Below are 18509 nucleotides of genomic sequence, written 5' to 3' on the forward strand. Positions count from 1 at the left end.
GCCCTAGGGTACTCCCTTTAGCAAGGGTAACGTCGCGGTTGCCGATGCAGCGCACAGCAAGGTGACCTGATGCTCGGCGCCATCATCGACCAGCGACAGGCTTGTGCCGTCGATCACCTCGCCATCCAGGCTCAGCACCTGTACGGCCTGTGTGCCCCGGTGCACATCGATGTGATAAACGCTGGCGCCATACCGGTACTGCAGGCTGAAGCCCGACCATTCTGGCGGCAGCAGCGGTTGCAGCAGCAGGGTGTTGCCCTGGCGCTCCACCCCCAGCAGCGATTCGACGATCAGCCGGTACATCCATCCGGCCGCACCGGTGTACCAGCTCCAGCCGCCGCGCCCGGCATGGGGCGCCACACCGTAGACATCCGCCGCCATCACGTAGGGCTCCACCTTGTAGGTGTCGATGCGGGTAGCATGGCCCTGGCTCTGGGGGCTGATCATGCGCATCAGTTCCCAGGCGCGGGCGCCGTCGCCCAGGCGGGCGAACGCCATGCTCGCCCACACGGCGGCGTGGGTGTACTGGCCCCCGTTTTCACGAACCCCCGGTACATAGCCCTTGATGTAGCCGGGGTCGAGCGTGCCCTTGTCGAACGGCGGGTCCAGCAGCAGCACGATGCCGATATCACGCCGCACCAGGTGGCGGTCCAGCGATGCCATGGCACTGCGGCAGTGATCCAGGGGCGCGGCGCCCGACAGCACCGACCAGCTCTGGGCGATGGAGTCGATGCGGCACTCCTGGTTGCTGGCCGACCCCAGGGGCTGGCCATTGTCGAAATACGCACGCCGGTACCAGGCGCCGTCCCAGGCATGGGCCTGCAGGTTGCTGCGCAGTAGCCGCGCCTGCTCGCCGCAGCGCTGGGCAAAGCGGGCATCGCCATGCAACTGCGCCGTTTCGGCGAACCGACGCAGCACCTCGTGGGCGAAAAAGCCCAGCCATACGCTTTCGCCGATGCCGTGCTCGCCCACCTTGTTCATGCCGTCGTTCCAGTCGCCGCTGCCCATCAACGGCAAGCCGTGGGCACCGACGCAAAGGCCGTGCTCCAGCGCGCGCTGGCAATGCTGGTAGAGGGGCTCTTGCAGGGGCGAATGACCGGGCAGGTCGTAGTAGGACTCCTCGCCGTTGTTGAGTGCGCGACCGTCCAGATAGCCGACGGGCTCGTTCAGCACCGCAGTGTCGCCGGTGATCTGCACATAGCGGCTGGTGGCCAGGGCCAGCCAGAGCATGTCGTCGCTGCAACGGGTTCGCACGCCGCGATCCATCGGCGGGTGCCACCAGTGCTGCACGTCGCCCTGCACGTACTGGTGGCGGGCACACAGCAGCAGGTGGGCGCGGCTGCTGGCAGGGTCGGCGTGCACCATGGCCATGCTGTCCTGCAACTGGTCCCTGAAGCCAAATGCACCGCCGGACTGGTAATAGCCGCTGCGGGCATGGAAGCGACAGGCAATCACCTGGTACATCAGCCAGCCGTTGACCAGCACGTCCAGCGCAGGCTCCGGGGTGTGGATGCGCAGGCTGCCCAGGGTGGTGCGCCAGTACTGCGTGACCCGCGCCAGTTCGACGTTGGCGGCGCGTACGCCGCGGTACTGCTGCACCCGCCGGGTGGCGGCCTTGGCATCCTGCTCGGCGCCCAGGCGGAACACCACTTCGCGGCTTTCACCAGGCGCCAGCTCGACGCTCACCTGCAGCGCACCACAGGGGTCCATGCCGCCGCCGAGGCGCCCCGAAAGGCGTGCCCGGCGCAGGGCTGCCGGGTCGGCCAGGGTACCGTTGCGCCCCAGAAACTCGACCCGATCGCCACTGAGGCCGGCCTGGGGCCAGTCGCAGTCCAGAAACCCCACGCGGCCCGAGAATTCGATGGAGTAGGCGTTGCGCGCAAACAGTGCGCCACTGAACGGGTCGGCTTCGGTGACGACGTGCATGGCCGACTTGCTGCGCAAGTCCCCCAGCACCCATTCCACGTAGCAGGTCGCTGACAGGCGTCGCGCACGATCGCCGGTGTTGCACAGCACCAGGCGCGAGAATTTGACCGGCGCATCCAGCGCCACGAACACCCACAGCTCACTGTGTATGGCGTCCTGCACATGCTCGAACACGCTGTAGCCAAAGCCGTGGCGGGTTCGGTAGGCGCCGCTGCCCGGGCAGGGCGCCGGGGTCGGCGACCAGACCTGCCCGGAATCTTCGTCGCGCAGGTACAGCACTTCGCCGCTGGGGTCGCTGACCGGGTCATTGTGCCAGGGGCTCAAACGGTACTCGTGGGCGTTTTCGTACCAGCTGTAGGCACCGCCGGTTTCCGAGACGATGCTGCCGAACCCGGGGTTGGCCAGCACGTTGACCCAGGGCGCCGGGGTCGGCTGGCCCGGGCGATGATTGATGACGTATTCACTGCCGTCGGCGCTGAAGCCGCCGTAGGCGTTGCCCAGCGTGGGCGCCATGGCCAGCGGCTGCAGCGTGTAGCCGGCACTCTGCGGCCCTTGCAGCAAACTCGGGGTGAACGGTGCCAGGGCCGGCTCGATGCGCCGCCGGTGGACCTGCTCGGCCAGGCTGCCATGGCTGTCGTTGAGTATCAGGCGTGCCACCGACCGCATCAGCGTGCGGTCTTCGCTGGACAGCTGCTGCGCAGGACGCACGAAGATGCCGCCGGGACGGTCCAGCAGGGCCGCTTCGACCCCGGAGGTCACCAGGCCCATGATCAGGTCCTGCAGTTGCTGGCGGTAGCCGGCCTGGTCTTCGTTCCAGATCACCAGGTCCACCACCAGGCCTTTCTGGCGCCAGTAGGCATGGGCCTGGACCATCTGCTGCACCAGCTCGATGTTGGCCGGGTCGGCGATCTGCACCAGCACGATGGGCAGGTCCCCGGAGATCGCCTGGCCCCACAGCCCCGACTGGCTGCGCCGGTTGCTGGCCAGCACGGCGCTTTCGGCGCGCAATGCAGGGTTGGCATACAGCACCGAGGCCGCCATCTGTTCGAACAGCCTGGCATCGGCCATCGAGGTGTTGAGCTGGCGCAACAGCACCTGGCTGTGGGTCCAGGCCAGGTCGAACACCCGGTCGGCCAGATGCCGGTCGCGGTATTTGTCGATCAGGTGCAGGCAGGCCTCGCGGCTGTCGGCCACCCCGGTGACCAGGTCGATGGTGGCGCTCTGGCCAGGCTCCAGGCTGATACGGCAGCGGATGGCCACGATCGGGTCGAGCACCGCGCCGGCAGTGCCGGACAGCTGCTCGCAGGTGTCAGTCAGCGCGGCCGGCGCCTGCAGGGTGCGGCCGCGGCCGATGAAGCGGGCACGGTCGGTTTCGTAGGAGATCTGCTCGATGTCCGCCCCGTGGGCTGCCAGCAGGTGGCACATCCACGGCACGGCTTCGTCACTGGCACGCGGACGCCGGCTGCACAGGATCGCCTGCAGCGGTCGCACCAGCTCGGTTTGCACGAACAGCTTGCTGAACGCCGGGTGCAGCGCATCGCTGATGGCCGAGGCCAGCACCACTTCGGCGTAGCTGGTCAGCTCCAGGGTGCGCCGGGTACGGGCGCGGTTGGTCAGGTGCAGGCGACGCAGCTCGATATCGTCCTCGGGGGACACCACGATCTCGGTGTGGCAGTCGAAGTTGAACTCGCGCACGCGAAACTCGGCGCGGGCATCGGTGAACACGGTTTCCTGGCTGTGCGCGCGATGCTGGGTGGGCTGGTAGGTCGTGGACCAGAAATGCCCGCTGGCCACGTCGCGCAGGTAACAGAAGGTGCCAAGGCTGTCGCTGGCGATGTCTTCGCGCCAGCGCGTCACTGCCATGTCGTTGCAGCGGCTGTAGCCGCCACCGGCATTGCTGACCATGACGTGGTAGCGCCCGTTGGACAGCAGTTGCACAGCCGGCCGACGACGGTCCGGGTCGGTGAACACGCGCAGCTTGGTTTCATTGCCCTGGCTGGCATCGTCGACGGTAGGCGCCTGGGCTGCATGCAGGTATTGCGTGGCGCGTTTGGGCACGCGCTCCTGCAGCAGCAGGGCACAGGCCTGGAAGGCCGGCTCGGCGGCAAAGCGCCGCTGCATGGGCTGACCCAGCAGCAGCGAGGTCAGGGCCAGCAGGCTCATGCCCTGGTGGTGTGCCATGAACGAGCGCACCACGGCAGCATCGGTGCCAGGGGGCAGGCGTGCCGGGGTGTAGTCGACCGCCTCGTACAGCCCGAACCGCCCGGCCACCCCCTGCCTGGCCAGGCGCCGCAGGTTGTGGCAGGCGGCCGCGGGCGCGACCATCAGTGCCAGCGCACTGGCGTAGGGCGCGACCACGTTGTCCTCGCCCAGGCCACGCTTGAGGCCCAGCCCCGGCACGCCGAAGGCGCGGTACTGGTAGTTCAAGTGCGCATCGACGGTGTTGTAGCCGGACTCCGAAACGCCCCAGGGCGTGCCCAGCTGGCTGGCATGCTCGATCTGGCGGGTGACGGCCGCCTGGCAGGTCTGGTCGAGCAGGGTGCCTTCGTAGCTGGGCATCACCAGCATCGGCATCAGGTACTCGAACATCGAGCCGGACCACGACAGCAGCACCGGCACCCCGGCATTGCTGGTCAGCAGGCGCCCCAGGGCAAACCAGCTTTCCTGAGGCACCTGGCCCTGGGCGACGACCACGAAACTGGTCAGGCGAACTTCGGACGCCAGCAGGTCGTAGAAGGCGCTGTCCAGGCGTCGCTCATCGACGTTGTAGCCGATCACGAACAACTCGCGGCGGGCATCGTAGAGAAAGCCGAAGTCCATGTCGGCCATGGCCTCGACGCGCTGGGCAAGCTGCGCCGCCTGCTGCATGCGCTGGCGGGCCAGGGCCTGTACCTGCAGCACCTGCGGGCGATCGGCAGCGCACCACTGCTCGGCGTCCAGCCGCGCCAGGTCGCGCCAGCAACCGGTCGGCGGCCGCACGCCCGGTTCGTTGGTGGCAGGCAGGGCAAAACGCAGCAGTTCGTCGCGCTGCTCGGTGCACTGACGTTGCAGGCTGTCGAACCAGAAGCGCGCATCCGGATCGTCGGCGGGCGCCGGCAGGTCGAGTGCGTCCTGCAGCAGCTGCACCAGATCGTGTGGCTGAGGTGCCTGCAGACGCCGGCATAACGCCTGTACCTCGGTGGCGGGCAGGCCGGCATTGGTCAAGGCCTGGCCGAAGACTTCCAGGGTATCGAGCAACCCCTGGGCCTGGCGCGGATCATCCAGCGGTGTGTCGGCCAGGCCCAGCAGGCCGGGCTTCAAGGTCAGCAGCAGACCGGCAAGATTGCCGCTGTCCACCGTGGAGACGTACAGCGGTGGCAGGGGTTTCAGGGTGAGGGTGTCGTACCAGTTGTAGAAGTGGCGCTGGTGACGCTCCAGCCCGTCCATGCTGTCGAGCATGGACAGCAGGCGCTCGAGCAGCCGCCCGCCGCCCAGGTAGCCAAAATCGTGGGCGGCCAGGTGGGCCAGCAAGGCCATGCCCATGTTGGTGGGCGAGGTGCGGTGGGCAATGCGGGCAACCGGCAGCTCCTGCACGTTGTCGGGGGGCAGCCAGTGGTCGTCGGGGCCGACGTATTGCTCGAAAAACGCCCAGGTCTGGCGCGCAAGGTTGCGCAGAAAGCGCAGGTCTTCGGCAGTGGGGTCGAAGTGCGCGCGCGGGGAGGGGCGGCTGATCCACCAGGCCAGTGCCGGGCTGGCCAGCCATGCCAGCAGCAAGGGCGCCGCCAGGGCCAGGGTCATGGGGCTTGGCAGCAGGCACAGGCCCACGACCAGGGCCAGTATCGGGGCGCTGCACATGCTGCGGTACAAGGCCCCCAGGCGATTGACACTGGTGCGTTCGACTTCCCGTGACGGGCTCCATTGCAACAGGCGCTGCTTGCTGACCAGCATGCGCCACAGCGTGCGCACGATGGCGTCGAGGCTGTAGTAGGCCTCGAACGGCAGCCAGGCCAGGTGCAGGCTGGCGCGCGCGAAATGCAGGGCGCAGCCGCGCAGCGCCGCCCACAGGTGCTGCGCAAGGGGTACGTCGACAGGCTTGCGCAGTATCTCCAGCAGGGTGCCGAGCACCGCGTGGGTCAACACCAGCAACAGCGCGGCAAGGGTCCACAGCCCGGGCCGGCCCGAGGCCAGCCAGCCCCACAGCAACAGGCACAGCAATGCACCGGGCTCCAGGCTGCGGCGCAGGTTGTCGAACAGCTTCCAGCGGGCCAGGGCGTCCAGCCGGTTGCGCGCACAGGTGCCGTCAGCGGTGGGCGCCCAGGGCAGCACCCACGGCAGCAGTTGCCAGTCCCCGCGAATCCAGCGGTGGCGGCGCTTGACGTCGGCGCTGTAGCGGGCCGGGTACTCTTCGAACACCTGAACATCGCTGAGCAACCCGCTGCGGGCGTAGCAGCCCTCGATCAGGTCGTGGCTGAGGATGCGGTTGTCCGGCAGGCAGCCTTGCAGCGCCTGCTCGAACGCATCCACGTCGTAGATACCCTTGCCGATGAACGAGCCTTGTTCGAACAGGTCCTGGTACACGTCCGACACTGCGCGGGTGTACGGGTCGACGCCGGCGTCGCTGCCGAACAGTCGCGCATACAGCGAGCGCGCCGCGCTGGGCAGGCTGATGCCGACCCGCGGTTGCAGGATGGCGTAGCCGCTGCCAGCCTGGGCGCGGTTGAGCGGGTGCTGCATGGCCCCGACGAACTGGCGGGCCGCATTGCGCGGCAGCTGGGTGTCGGTGTCCAGGGTGATGACGTAACGTACCGCCTCCAGCACCTGGACATCCCCCACCTGCAACATGAAGCGCCCCTCACCGTGCCCGCGCAGCAGTGCATTGAGATCGGCCAGCTTGCCGCGCTTGCGTTCCACGCCCATCCATACCTGCTCGGCGGGGTTCCAGCGCCGCGGACGGTGCAGCAGCACGAAGCGCGCATCGTTCGGGTACTTGTGGTTCAGGCCCTCGATCAGGCTGGCGGCCAGGGCCATCAGCGCGGCGTCTTCAGGCAGGGTTTCGCTGGGCGCATCGAGAAAATCGGTCAGCAGGGCAAAGTGCAGGTACTCGTCACGATTGGCCAGAAAGCGCACTTCCAGCCCCTCTGCCAACTCCTCGATATCGGCGGCATTGGCCATCAGCGTGGGCACCACCACCAAAGTACGCGCCTCAGCGGGCAGGCCCTCGCTGAAATCCAGGCGCGGCAGCAGGCGGGGCGTCACGCTCAGGGTCACCAGCCAGTTGACCAGGTCGATGGCCAGGCGGCTGGTCATCACCAGCGTGGGCAGGGCCAGCGCAAGCAGCACAGCCAGTGGCCAGCCATCGCGCAGCGTGGTGTACAGCAGCGGTGCGCTCAGGCCCAGCGTGAGCAGCGCCACCGGGCCGAGGAAGAACGTGAGTGGCGCGCGATGCAGCAGGCGCCGCCAACGCTCGCCCAGCGCCACGCCGGCGTGCACGCGGCGCTCGAGCTGCGCTCGCCCGGCGCCGACCAGGTAGAACCCCACATGGGTGGTGGCGCTGGCGTGTGGCAGCGGGCTGGGCGCACCGGCGGCCAGTTCGACGGCGGCGCGGGCGATTGCCGCCTGCGACTGTGCGCTGTGCCGGGACAGGCGCTCGATGACATGCCGGTAATGATCGCGGCTGGCGAAGTCCATGGCTGGGTAGATGCCGGCAGGATCGCTGCGCAGCACCCGTTCGACGTGGCTCATGTGCTCGACGAATTCGCGCCAGTCGCTGGTGGCGAGCAGGCGCAGGCTGGCAATGCTGTTGCTGACCGAGACCTGGTCGGCTGCCTGCTGCTGGGCATCGAGCTGCACCTGACGCTCGATGCTCAGGCCGGATTCGGCGAGCATCTGCTCCACCCAGGTCAGCGGCTGGATCAGCGCGGCGCTCTGGCCTTGCAGGCGGCGTGCGAGCTCGGCGACGAAGGCGGCGGTCATCGGCGGCTGCGAGCGCGCCATGTCGGCCAGCACCAGCACCACGCTCTTGGCGTCGCGCCCGGCGGTCTCGCGCAGGCGGTCGGCCCAGTCGTTGGCCAGGTTGCGGTCGGCCCAGCTGGCCATGACCCGCGAGGCGACCCGGCGCAGGTTTTCGATCAGCGCCAGGCGCAGCATGATCGGAATGGCCCACAGCTCGCCCAGCGCCAGGGAGGTGACGCTCTGGTAGGCCTCGACGAAGTGGCTCAGGCTGTCCACGTCGACGCGCCCATCGCCATGGGCGATGGTTTCCAGGGCGATGTCATACACCCGCGGCAGCCCGCTGGACACGCCGTTGGCCAGGCGTGGCAGCTCGCGGCTGTAGCCTTTGGGCAGGTGGGTCTTGGCGATGCGGATGTGTTCTTCGACCAGGTAGTAGTTGTCCAGCAGCCATTCGGCCGCCGGCGTGACCCGTCGCGCGGTGGGCTGTTCGGCGATCAGCACCGCGCAGCTGCTGGCCAGGGTCCGTTCGTTGTCGGCCAGCCGTGCCAGCAGGGTGTCCTTGCCGCTGCGGGGGCTGAGGGCGTGATGCTGGGCCAGAAAGGTGCCGTGGGCGGCCATCTGCTCGGCGCTGAACAGTTCGGAGCGCAGGATGGCTTCGTATTCGAACTTGCGGGGTGTGGTGCGCCAAAGGCCTGCGTTGCGCAGACTGGCGCGTGCACGGCTCCAGTAATTATCCATAAAGGCCTGTAGGTGCTCGCGTCGCGGGGTCTGGCCCCCAGTGTGGCGACACATGGCGCAGGCGTCTGTTCGCTAGCGAACACAGTGGGCTTTGTGCCCTGCAACCCGGTAGGCGCTGGCCATGCCAGCGAAAGGGCAGCGCGCACCTTGCGGCAACGGCGTCGGTGCCTTCGCCGGCAAGGCCGGCTCCTACATGGCGCCGGTAACGCCGCTCAGCTGTCGGGAAACTCGACCGACAGCAGCCACTGGGTGAACGCCTGCAGCGCTGGCAACTGCTGATAGCGCGTGGCGTAGGTGAGGTAGTAGCCACGCCCGCTGTCCACCGGCTCGAACAAGGCCACCAGCTCACCGCTGGCGATCTCGTCCTGCACCAGGATGCGTGGCACCAGCCCGATGCCGATACCGGCCACCGCCGCCTGGATCAGGTGGGCAGTCAGCTCGAAGCCCGGCCCCATGCGCATGGCCCGGTGCTGCAGGCCGTTCTGTTCGAACCAGTCGGCCCAGGCATGGGGGCGTGACACCACGCTTAGCAGAGCCTGCTGCGAGATGTCCGCCGGCGTCAGGCTGGCGTAGCCGGGCAGGGCGCCAGGGCTGGCCACCACCACCAGCGTCTCGGACAGCAGCCGATGCGCCACATGGCCGGGCCAATGCCCGGTGCCGACACTGATGAAGGCGTGCATCTGATCCTTGTCCTGCTCGGCCGGGGCAATGCGCGAATGCATGTGCACCAGCACGCCGGGGTGGCGGCGGTAGAAGTCATTCATGCGCGGCAGCAGCCACTTGGAGCCGAACGTGGGCAGCACCGCCAGGTGCAGCGGCCCGTCGCCGGCCTTGTGGGCGATGGTCTGCAGCGTCGCGTTGCGAATGCGGGCCAGGGCTGCGGCCAGCTCGTGGTGATACAGGGCGCCGGCGGCGGTGAGCTCGATATGCCGGCCCACGCGGCTGAACAACGCCACCTCCAGTTGCGCCTCCAGCGCCTGCACCTGGCGACTGACCGCACTCTGGGTCAGCGCCAGTTCTTCGGCCGCCTTGGTGAAGCTGCCATGGCGCGCCGAGGCCTCAAACGCGATAAGCACCGACATGGAAGGGGTGAGTCGTCTTGGATTCATTCATAAAGCTCATGCAAAAGTCACACGAAATTCAGTTGTAGGCCCGCGCCGCACACGGGAACATAGCCCCATAAAGCATGCGGCAGACCTTGCCTGGCTGCCAAGCATACGTGTTTTGAATGTGACGCTGCGTCATGTATCGCCTCAGGATCCCTTGTCATGATTGCTCTGCTTGCCCCCGACCGTGTCCCCGCCAGCCATTACCAGCGTTTTCTCGATGCACTGCAGAGCGAGGGCTTCAGGGGCGAGGTCGCGCGCGACATGGGCCTGCGTACCGTGCTGGCCACCGACAACTCTATCTACCAGCGCCTGCCCCAGGCGGCCGTCTTCCCCCGTGACGCGCAGGATGTCGAGTTGCTGGCACGCCTGGTCGCCCAGCCGCAGCATCGCTCGGTGGTGCTCACGCCGCGTGGCGGCGGTACCGGTACCAATGGCCAGTCGTTGACCGACGGGATCATCGTCGACCTGTCGCGGCACATGAACAACATCCTCGAGATCAACGTCGAGCAGCGCTGGGTGCGGGTGCAGAGCGGGGTGGTCAAGGACCAGCTGAACGCCGCGCTCAAGCCCCACGGCCTGTTCTTCGCGCCGGAACTGTCCACCTCCAACCGTGCCACCGTGGGCGGCATGATCAACACCGATGCCAGCGGGCAGGGCAGTTGCACCTATGGCAAGACCCGCGACCACGTGCTCGAACTGAGCACCGTGCTGCTGGGCGGCGCTCGCCTGGACACCGCACCGATCGACAACCCGCAGTTGCAGGCCTGTACCGCCCGTACCGACAAGGTCGGCGAAGTCTATCGCTGCGCCCAGGCCATTGCCGACGACAAGGCGGCGCTGATCGAGGCGATCTTTCCCAAGCTCAACCGCTGCCTGACCGGCTACGACCTGGCGCACCTGCGCGAAACCCCGGACAGCTTCAACCTCAACAGCGTGCTGTGCGGTTCGGAAGGCTCGCTGGGCTTCATCGTCGAAGCCAGGCTCAATGTGCTGCCGATTCCCAAACACTCGATCCTGGTCAACGTGCAGTACGCCGCGTTCATGGATGCACTGCGCGACGCCAAGGCGCTGATGGCGCACAGCCCGCTGTCGATCGAGACGGTGGACTCCAAGGTATTGATGCTGGCGATGAAGGACATCGTGTGGCACGGCGTGGCCCAGTACTTCCCGCCGCACCCCGACACCCAGACCCTGGGCATCAACCTGATCGAGTTCAGCGGCGACGACCTGGATGCCCTTGAACAGACCGTCGACGCCTTCATCCAGCACCTGCAGCGCGACACCTCGGTGGTGCGCCTGGGCCATACCCTGGCGGTGGGTGCCCAGGCGGTGAACCAGGTGTACACCATGCGCAAGCGCTCGGTCGGTCTGCTGGGCAACGTGCAGGGCGAGGCACGCCCGCAGCCCTTTGTGGAAGACACCGCTGTGCCGCCGGAGAATCTTGCCGACTACATCTTCGAGTTTCGCGCCTTGCTCGACAGCCACGGCCTGCAGTACGGCATGTTCGGCCATGTGGATGCCGGCGTGCTGCACGTGCGGCCGATTCTGGACATGAAGGACCCGGCCCAGGCCCAGCTGATCCGGCCGATTTCCGACGCCGTCGCGGCGCTTACCCACAAGTACGGGGGCCTGCTGTGGGGCGAGCACGGCAAGGGCCTGCGCTCGCAGTACGTGCCGGACTTCTTCGGTGAGCTGTACCCGGCGCTGCAGGACCTCAAGGCCGCGTTCGACCCGTTCAACCAGCTCAACCCTGGCAAGATCGCCACCCCGTCGAGCGTGCCGGCGGCGCGCCTGACCGAGGTGGACGCGGTAACCCTGCGCGGCGACCTGGACCGCACCATCGACGAGCGCGTGTGGCAACACTATGAAAGCGCCGTGCACTGCAACGGCAACGGCGCGTGCTACAACTTCGACCCCAACGACGCCATGTGCCCGTCGTGGAAGGCCACGCGCAACCGCATCCACTCGCCCAAGGGCCGTGCCTCGCTGATTCGCGAATGGCTGCGCCGCCAGGGCGAGGCGGGGGTGGACGTGCTGAACCTGGCGGGAGCGGGCAGGGTAACCGGTGTAGCGCAGCGCACCTGGAACTCCCTGGCGCGCCTGGTTGGGCGCAAGGACTTCTCACATGAGGTGTACGAGGCGATGTCCGGTTGCCTGGCGTGCAAGTCGTGCGCGGGGCAATGCCCGATCAAGGTCAACGTACCGGAGTTTCGCTCGCGCTTTCTGGAGCTGTACCACAGTCGTTACCTGCGCCCGATGAAGGACTACCTGATCGGCTCGCTGGAGTTCAGCATCCCGCACCTGGCGCGCTTGCCGCGACTGTACAACGCGATCATGGCCGCCACACCGGTGCGCTACGCGCTGCAGCACATGGCCGGCATGGTCGACAGCCCGCTGCTGAGCACCCATGACTTCGAAGCCGAGTGCAAGCGCTGGAACGTCAAGCAGGCAAGTGTGGGCGCCCTGGCCGCGTTGTCCGACGAACAGCGCAAGCGCAGCGTGATCCTGGTGCAGGACGCGTTCACCCGTTTCTTCGAAACGCCTCTGGCAGCCCAGTGGCTGGAACTGATCAGCCGCCTCGGCTACCAGGTGTACCTGGCACCGTTTGCACCCAATGGCAAGCCGTTGCAGGTGCAGGGCTTTCTGGGTGCGTTCGCCAAGGCTGCGCAGTTCAACGCCAAGTCGCTGCTGCTGTTGCAGGCCTCGGGCGTACCCCTGGTGGGCCTGGACCCGGCGATGACCCTGGTGTATCGCCAGGAATACCGCAAGACCCTGGGCAACGACGGTGCCCCGACCGTGGCCTTGCCGCAGGAGTGGCTGGCGTCGGTGCTGCCCGAATCGGCAGCGGTGGTCGACGAAGAGGTCTACCAGTTCCTGCCGCACTGCACCGAAAAGACCAACGAGCCGGCGGCGATAGCGCTGTGGCAGAAGGTGTTCGAACGCATGGGGCTCAAGCTTCAGGTGCTTGCGAGCGGTTGCTGCGGGATGTCCGGTACCTATGGTCACGAGACCCGCAACGTGGCCACCTCCGCGATCATCTACCAGCAGTCCTGGCAACCGATCGTGGCCCGGCATGGGCAGGGTGGCCGGCTGCTGGCCGATGGTTATTCGTGCCGCAGCCAGGTCAAGCGCCAGGAGGGGCAGGGGTTGCAGCACCCGCTTGAGGTGTTGCTGGCGCGGGTAGCCCGGCAAGTGTGATGATGGCCTGGCCTTCCATTGACCGAAACGAGGAGCCATGACTGTAGCGACACGGCGCGATATCCCGCTGGACCTGATCAAGTGGCTGGCCATGCTGACCATGCTGTTGGATCATCTGCGCCTGTTGTGGCCCGACGCCCACGCCCTGTTCATACCCGGACGGCTGGCGTTCCCGCTGTTCTGCCTGGCGATCGCCGCCAACGTCGCGCGTTCGCGCCCTGGCCAGTTGCTCAGCCAAAGCAACACGCGCTACCTGGGCTGGATGCTGGTGTTCAGCGTGATATCTGAAGGGGTGTACCGCCCCATCAGTGCGCTGGGCACCCTCAATGTGATGTTCACCCTGACCCTAGGGCTGCTGATAGCCTGGGGCTTTCAGCATCGCAACACGCTCAGTGCTGCCTTGGCCATGGGCGCCGCTGTCGCGGCCGCCTGGCTGGACGAGCGGCTGATGTACGGATTTCTCGGCTGTCTGCTGCCGGCGGCCCTGCTGTTGGCCATCAAGCGGCCGGGGCCGATATGGCTGGTGCCGGCCTTGCTCAGCGTGGCGGTCAATACCCGCAGCAGTTTGTGGGCGAGGGCGATGGAAATGGACGCCTACTCACTGGCGGTACTCGGCACCGCGTTCCTTGCACCGCTGTTCGGCCTGTGGCTGTTACGCATGCCTCTCACCACCGGTATCTGGCCGGTACGCCATTGGGCGTACTGGTTCTACCCGGTGCATCTTGGCGTGCTGCAGGTCATACGCAAACTTATGTGAGTGCCGGGCCTTGCGAGCACTACGCAAGGCTAGGCATCATTCGCGCCTTCTTTTTATTCGGTGACAAGGACCGTTCGCATGCCCATCTACCTCGCAGCAGAGCAGGAACTCATGGTAGGCCAAGCCACTGTAATCGAGGCGCCCGCACAGGAGGGGGCCTTTGTTGTGGTGTTCGAGGACGACGAGGAGACCGGCTACTTCTATGCACTTGACACCACCGCTACCGATAACCCGATTCAGGATGCGTTGCACATCTACAACGTGGAGGAGGTAACTGATCGGCAAAAGCCTTCGACAGTGAAGGTCGGCTGGTCCATGGACCATAGCAAGGCGGTATTGCTGATCAACGATCGCCCTCATGCCGTGTTTGATTTCACGGGCAAGCAGGGCTATTGCCATACGGCATTTCCACCACCTGTGGGTAACGGCTGGTCGGAGCAGGGCCATGAGTGGAATGACGATGCGCTGAAATTGTTTGCCTGATGAGGCAGCCAATTGACCAGGAGGGGGCAGGGTACAGGTAGGCGTGACCAGCTGCTTTCCACATTTTAATATAACTCAACTAAATAGTCCTTTAGTTGAGTTATAAGAAAAGGCTAGTTTAGCGGGGAGCAGGGGCACCCTTGAACCGCTGCGAATCCAACCTCACCAACGCTACTAGAAGAGCCGCATTTTTGCAGCAACTTCGACGGTTTTACTGAGGTTGTAGCCGACAACGCACCACTGTTCGTTTTCTTCAGCCAGCAGCACAGCCTCGGTGACGGTGAGGTTCGAAAAGGCCGATTGGGTCTGAACTGCAGCGTAATGCCCAGGCGGCGCATCAGGCAGCTGTTTGGTGAAGGTGATCTGTGCTCGATCACGTTGCTTCAGCTCGCCCAGGCCGATGCGCAACGTCCCGATGCCTTTTACCCAGTTCGACTCGGTCGTGGTTGCCTTGAGCGCGGAGCCCGCTGTGGCCCAGGTCATGTCGGTTCTTCCGGCATCGAGCAACATCAGGAACTGCACAGCGGTATCGACCACCAGGCGTTGCTGTTGCGCAGAGCCTGGATCGGAGACTACGACTGCGGATGCCTGTGTACCGCTGGCGTTTGTGTTGAATGAAACATCGCAACCGGCAACCAGTAACAGGCTGCTTAGAACGGCGAAACATTGCTTCATGCAAAAACCTCGAAGGTTGAGGGGTCCAACGGACGAATGTGGCGTCCAGACGTTTAAAGGTGGCTCTTGTAGCTCATCAGGTACTCGGCATGGCCAGTCTGCGGATCGATCTGCTCCTTGATCACTGTAAAACCCTGGGACTGGTAAAAAGCGATGCTGCGTGAATTCTCCTTGTAAACCCCCAGGCTCAATTCGGTGCGCAACGATTTGACGTGTTCGAGCAATTGACGACCCAGCCCACGGCCTTGCTGGTCAGGGTCCACGAACAGTGCCGCCAGTTGGTTGTCCAGCAACGAGCAAAATCCCTGAACCGCCGATTTGTCTTCGATGACAATTGTCTGTGATGCAGGGATGTAGAGTTCGCGCATTGCCACGACATTGGATTGCCAATACGACGCTTCGATAAAGTCATGGGCCTTGATCGAAGCGCGCAACCAGATGTCGAGGACGCGTTCCATGTCTTGCGGTTCAAATGTTCTTACCATGTCGTCCCTTGAAGTGCGTGTTAGCGGTACAAAGCTTCTGAGTATGCCGCAAAGCGATTCGTGGTGGGAAAGCACGGGGTGCTCAGGGTTGAAATCTGGCCTGGCGCAGTCTTGAGCGGATGATTCGGTAGTACGCATAATGTATATTATGTTAAACGAGGTGCTATGTCCGATATGTTCATAACCCACGTAAGTCACTGATTCGACGAATTCGGTTTGGACGCCTAGTCTTGCTACGGGCCATGTGTTTCGTGTTCATGGCGAGACCTTGAATGAGGTGTCTGCCAATGAAGCTGGTTCAGTGTCATTTCTCGTCAGGTCAGCGCGTGCCAGTGCTTGTGCAGGATGGTTCAGCGGCGCCCTTGCCCAAGCTGGTCCCATTTATCTACGTCCAGCTCAAATTCAAGCATCGTGCATACAACACCGTCGCAGCGCACCTGCGTGCGATCCAGGCTTTCTACACCTATGCCAAAAGCCGGGAGCTGGATATCGATGAGGCCATCCTGGCCTGTCACTTCGAGACGATTTTGGCACTACTGGACGGTTACTCCCTCTGGCTCCAAAGCGGCCGCCAGGCGGATAATCTGGTCGCCCGAATCGGCACAACTGCAATGGCATCTCTTCCACCGATAGATCCGCACACCCGTGACCAGTATCTGCGGCAGTTGAAGCAGTATCTGTCCTGGTCTGTTACACGATACATCCCGCGCGCTCGTCAGAATTCAACTACTCAAGCTAACATCGAGGTGGCATTTGCAGATGTTGCCGACGTCATTGAGCGACGCTTTGAGAGCCATATCACCAATGTTCGTCCCGACCATGCTCGTTATCCCCAACTCCAGATCATCCGCACACTGATTCGTCCGGGTGCTGTGGGAAATCCGTTTCCCAAGCGATTGCAGTTGCGCAATTGGCTAATGATTGAATTGTTGCTGGAAACCGGTATGCGTCGTGGAGAGCTTTTGAAGCTCTACACCACGGATATTAATAAGGGTTCTCAGCACGCCTACGTCAGCATCAATGATCGCGAAAATGACCCGGGCGACCCGCGTGCTGAAGAGCCTGCGCTGAAAACGCACGGACGAACCGTAGGTATTTCTACACAGTTGTATGAGGTCTACGAGCACTATATCCAGAGCGAGCGGCGCCCTTGGCGTGACGGTAAACCGATTAAATTGCCGTACCGATATCTGTTCATCTCGGATCGAGGCCGTCCGCTGTCGATTCGCGCATTGTCTAACGTCCTCGATCGGCTGTTTCTGACCATTGAACTGGCACATCCGGGGTTGTTGACTACTCTTTCTGCGCATGACTTTCGCCACACCTTCGCCGACCGTTTCTTGGCTTATCTGGTCGAGCAGCGTGGGGAGGACCTGGAGCGCGCCACGGACGAACTCCGGCGAGTCTGCGGTTGGGCTGAGACTTCGGTGATGCCACGTCGTTATGCAAGTCGTTATCTAGCCGAGTCAGCCAACCTCCATAATGCGCAGCGTGCCTCGGCAGCGTGGGGCCGGCTTGACAGTTAAGGAGGCTCGTCGTGAGCAAATCATGTAGTGGTCAACTGATCCCGGACACTGAATTGAGTTTTTCCTCTGCGACCGCAGGCGGTAGCCCTTCGTTGAATTGATGCGGTCGCCGCCAGTTGTACCGCTCCATCAAAAACCGACTGATATCTTGCTGTGCCAGCACAGCGCTCATGTAGCCCACCGTCGGTATCCACTCTGATTTCAAGCTGCGAAATACTCGCTCCATCGGCGCATTATCCCAGCAGTTGCCTCGGCGGCTCATGCTCTGGCGCATGCGGTAGCGCCACAGTCTCTGGCGGAACTGACGACTGCCATATTGCGATCCCTGGTCGGAGTGAAACAGTAGCCCTTGAGGCTTTCCAAGTTGTTCGTAAGCCACGTCCAGCGCTTTGACCACGAGGTCTGCGTTCGGCTTTTCTGATAAAGCCCAGCCCACCACTCTGCGTGCATAGAGATCCAGGACAACTGCCAGATAGTGCCATTTGCCCTGTGCCCAAACGTAAGTGATGTCGCCACACCAGACCTGATTTGGCGCTTCGACATCAAACGCTCGGTTCAAGGTGTTCGGAATATCTGGCCGCTCCACTGTGGCCTTTTTGTACGCATGTGATCCTGGCTGCTTGCTGACCAACGCCAGCTCACGCATCAGGTTGGCACCTTGAACCGCCCGATTTGCTCACCTTCTTCTTGCATCATTGCCTTGATGCTACGGCTGCCGGATGCACTTCGCCCTCGCGTGAACAACTCATTCACTCGACTGCGCAACCGCAGTCGCTCAACGTCCGGAGTTTGCCTTCTGTGACGATGTGCGTAGTAACTCGAGCGAGTGACTTCAAACACTTCGCACAAACAATCAACGGGCTCATGGTCGCTGAGCTGGCGGATCAGCGCGTACGCTCGAGATCTTCCGACATCAAGAGCGCGGTAGCCTTTTTTAGTATCGATTTCTCGCGTTCAAGGCGCGTGATCCGGGCTTCCAACTCTTGGATTTTTTGCTGCTCTGGCGTCAGCGCTTTGCTGGCCGGCGTGATGCCGCCACGCTCTTGCTGAAGCTGATTAACCCACCGACGCAGGGCCGATTCCACCAAGCTGAGCGAACGGGCCGCTTCGGCATGGCTGTAGCCTTGATCGAGCACCAGGCAGGCGGCTTCGCGCTTGAACTCAGGGGTAAAGGTACGGCGTTGCTTGGTCATCGGACACCTCTCTGTGGCGAGCATTCTCGCCTAAATGGGTGTCCGGGGTTAGTAGACCACTACACTTCTTGCCGCTTCTCGAGTTCACGCTGCCGACGATGAGCGTTGCGCTCAGCTCGTCTGGCTGATGCCTGCAGCGATCTTACAGTTCCTTTCCAACCCATCACGATGCTCCATACCGAATGCGTGATGGCACATTAGCATATGCCGTCGAACAGTCGGCACACTGCACGGGCGTAAAAATTTAGAAATTTAAAGGGATCCAAAACACTTGCGAACACCAGCGGAGCGCACTATGTTGTGTCTTGCAGCAAGGAAAACCACCATATGATGTGTGAAAACCTTTCTGCGCGGCTCGCGATTTACTGAAAACCTCATGTATCTCACATTGCTGGATGAAGGAGATTCCGTATGACAGATCGTCGCCCTCTCAACCCCAACGTGAACGTTCCAAAGCCTGGCGGTGGTGAACAACCACGGTCTCGCAA

General features: G+C 63.9%; 8 protein-coding genes and 1 pseudogene. 4 read left to right on the forward strand and 5 right to left on the reverse strand.

The window, feature by feature from the left end; genetic code table 11:
• Positions 1–3: 3 nt before the first annotated feature.
• Both V9K84_RS08445 and V9K84_RS08450 read right to left on the reverse strand, forming a co-directional pair.
• Positions 4–8595 carry a glycoside hydrolase family 94 protein gene (locus tag V9K84_RS08445; protein ID WP_088514905.1) on the reverse strand — a complete coding sequence of 2864 codons (8592 nt, stop codon included), beginning with the start codon at positions 8593–8595 and terminating at the stop codon, positions 4–6.
• A gap of 212 nt (positions 8596–8807) precedes the next feature.
• Positions 8808–9704, reverse strand: a complete 897-nt coding sequence (locus V9K84_RS08450) for a LysR substrate-binding domain-containing protein (protein WP_078480977.1) — start codon at positions 9702–9704, stop codon at positions 8808–8810.
• A gap of 159 nt (positions 9705–9863) precedes the next feature.
• On the opposite strand from V9K84_RS08450, the gene V9K84_RS08455 reads away from it, so the two are divergent.
• The 3 genes from V9K84_RS08455 (at position 9864) to V9K84_RS08465 (ending at position 14142) form a co-directional block, all read left to right on the forward strand.
• Complete coding sequence (locus V9K84_RS08455; protein WP_043862794.1) at positions 9864–12902, forward strand: FAD-binding and (Fe-S)-binding domain-containing protein; 3039 nt, start codon at positions 9864–9866, stop codon at positions 12900–12902.
• A 37-nt stretch (positions 12903–12939) separates the two neighbouring features.
• Positions 12940–13659 (forward strand): TraX family protein, encoded by a 720-nt coding sequence (locus V9K84_RS08460; RefSeq protein WP_088514904.1) that lies wholly within the window; start codon positions 12940–12942, stop codon positions 13657–13659.
• Positions 13660–13737: 78 nt separating this feature from the next.
• Entirely contained in the window at positions 13738–14142 is a 405-nt protein-coding gene (locus V9K84_RS08465) for a DUF2251 domain-containing protein (protein WP_088514903.1), read from the forward strand.
• 174 nt (positions 14143–14316) lie between these two features.
• Here V9K84_RS08465 and V9K84_RS08470 read toward each other — a convergent pair whose 3' ends face one another.
• Both V9K84_RS08470 and V9K84_RS08475 read right to left on the reverse strand, forming a co-directional pair.
• Entirely contained in the window at positions 14317–14817 is a 501-nt protein-coding gene (locus V9K84_RS08470) for a DUF4019 domain-containing protein (protein WP_088514902.1), read from the reverse strand.
• A gap of 53 nt (positions 14818–14870) precedes the next feature.
• Entirely contained in the window at positions 14871–15302 is a 432-nt protein-coding gene (locus V9K84_RS08475; RefSeq protein WP_088514901.1) for an N-acetyltransferase, read from the reverse strand.
• A gap of 287 nt (positions 15303–15589) precedes the next feature.
• Between V9K84_RS08475 and V9K84_RS08480 the strand changes: the two genes are divergently transcribed.
• Positions 15590–16828 (forward strand): site-specific integrase, encoded by a 1239-nt coding sequence (locus V9K84_RS08480; RefSeq protein WP_088515018.1) that lies wholly within the window; start codon positions 15590–15592, stop codon positions 16826–16828.
• A gap of 31 nt (positions 16829–16859) precedes the next feature.
• Here the strand turns inward: V9K84_RS08480 and V9K84_RS08485 are convergent.
• Positions 16860–18021, reverse strand: a pseudogene (locus V9K84_RS08485) (IS3 family transposase).
• Between the last annotated feature and the right edge of the window lie 488 nt (positions 18022–18509).

The sequence above is a fragment of the Pseudomonas sp. AE27 genome (genome assembly GCF_037113495.1).
Taxonomy (GTDB): domain Bacteria; phylum Pseudomonadota; class Gammaproteobacteria; order Pseudomonadales; family Pseudomonadaceae; genus Aquipseudomonas; species Aquipseudomonas palmensis.

Bases quoted from the DNA above. Each gene is read 5' to 3' on its own strand.
- V9K84_RS08475 (WP_088514901.1), bottom strand. From the start codon at position 15,302: ATGGTAAGAACATTTGAACCGCAAGACATGGAACGCGTCCTCGACATC.
- V9K84_RS08445 (WP_088514905.1), bottom strand. From the start codon at position 8,595: ATGGATAATTACTGGAGCCGTGCACGCGCCAGTCTGCGCAACGCAGGC.
- V9K84_RS08470 (WP_088514902.1), bottom strand. From the start codon at position 14,817: ATGAAGCAATGTTTCGCCGTTCTAAGCAGCCTGTTACTGGTTGCCGGT.
- V9K84_RS08460 (WP_088514904.1), top strand. From the start codon at position 12,940: ATGACTGTAGCGACACGGCGCGATATCCCGCTGGACCTGATCAAGTGG.
- V9K84_RS08465 (WP_088514903.1), top strand. From the start codon at position 13,738: ATGCCCATCTACCTCGCAGCAGAGCAGGAACTCATGGTAGGCCAAGCC.
- V9K84_RS08450 (WP_078480977.1), bottom strand. From the start codon at position 9,704: ATGAATCCAAGACGACTCACCCCTTCCATGTCGGTGCTTATCGCGTTT.
- V9K84_RS08480 (WP_088515018.1), top strand. From the start codon at position 15,590: ATGAAGCTGGTTCAGTGTCATTTCTCGTCAGGTCAGCGCGTGCCAGTG.
- V9K84_RS08455 (WP_043862794.1), top strand. From the start codon at position 9,864: ATGATTGCTCTGCTTGCCCCCGACCGTGTCCCCGCCAGCCATTACCAG.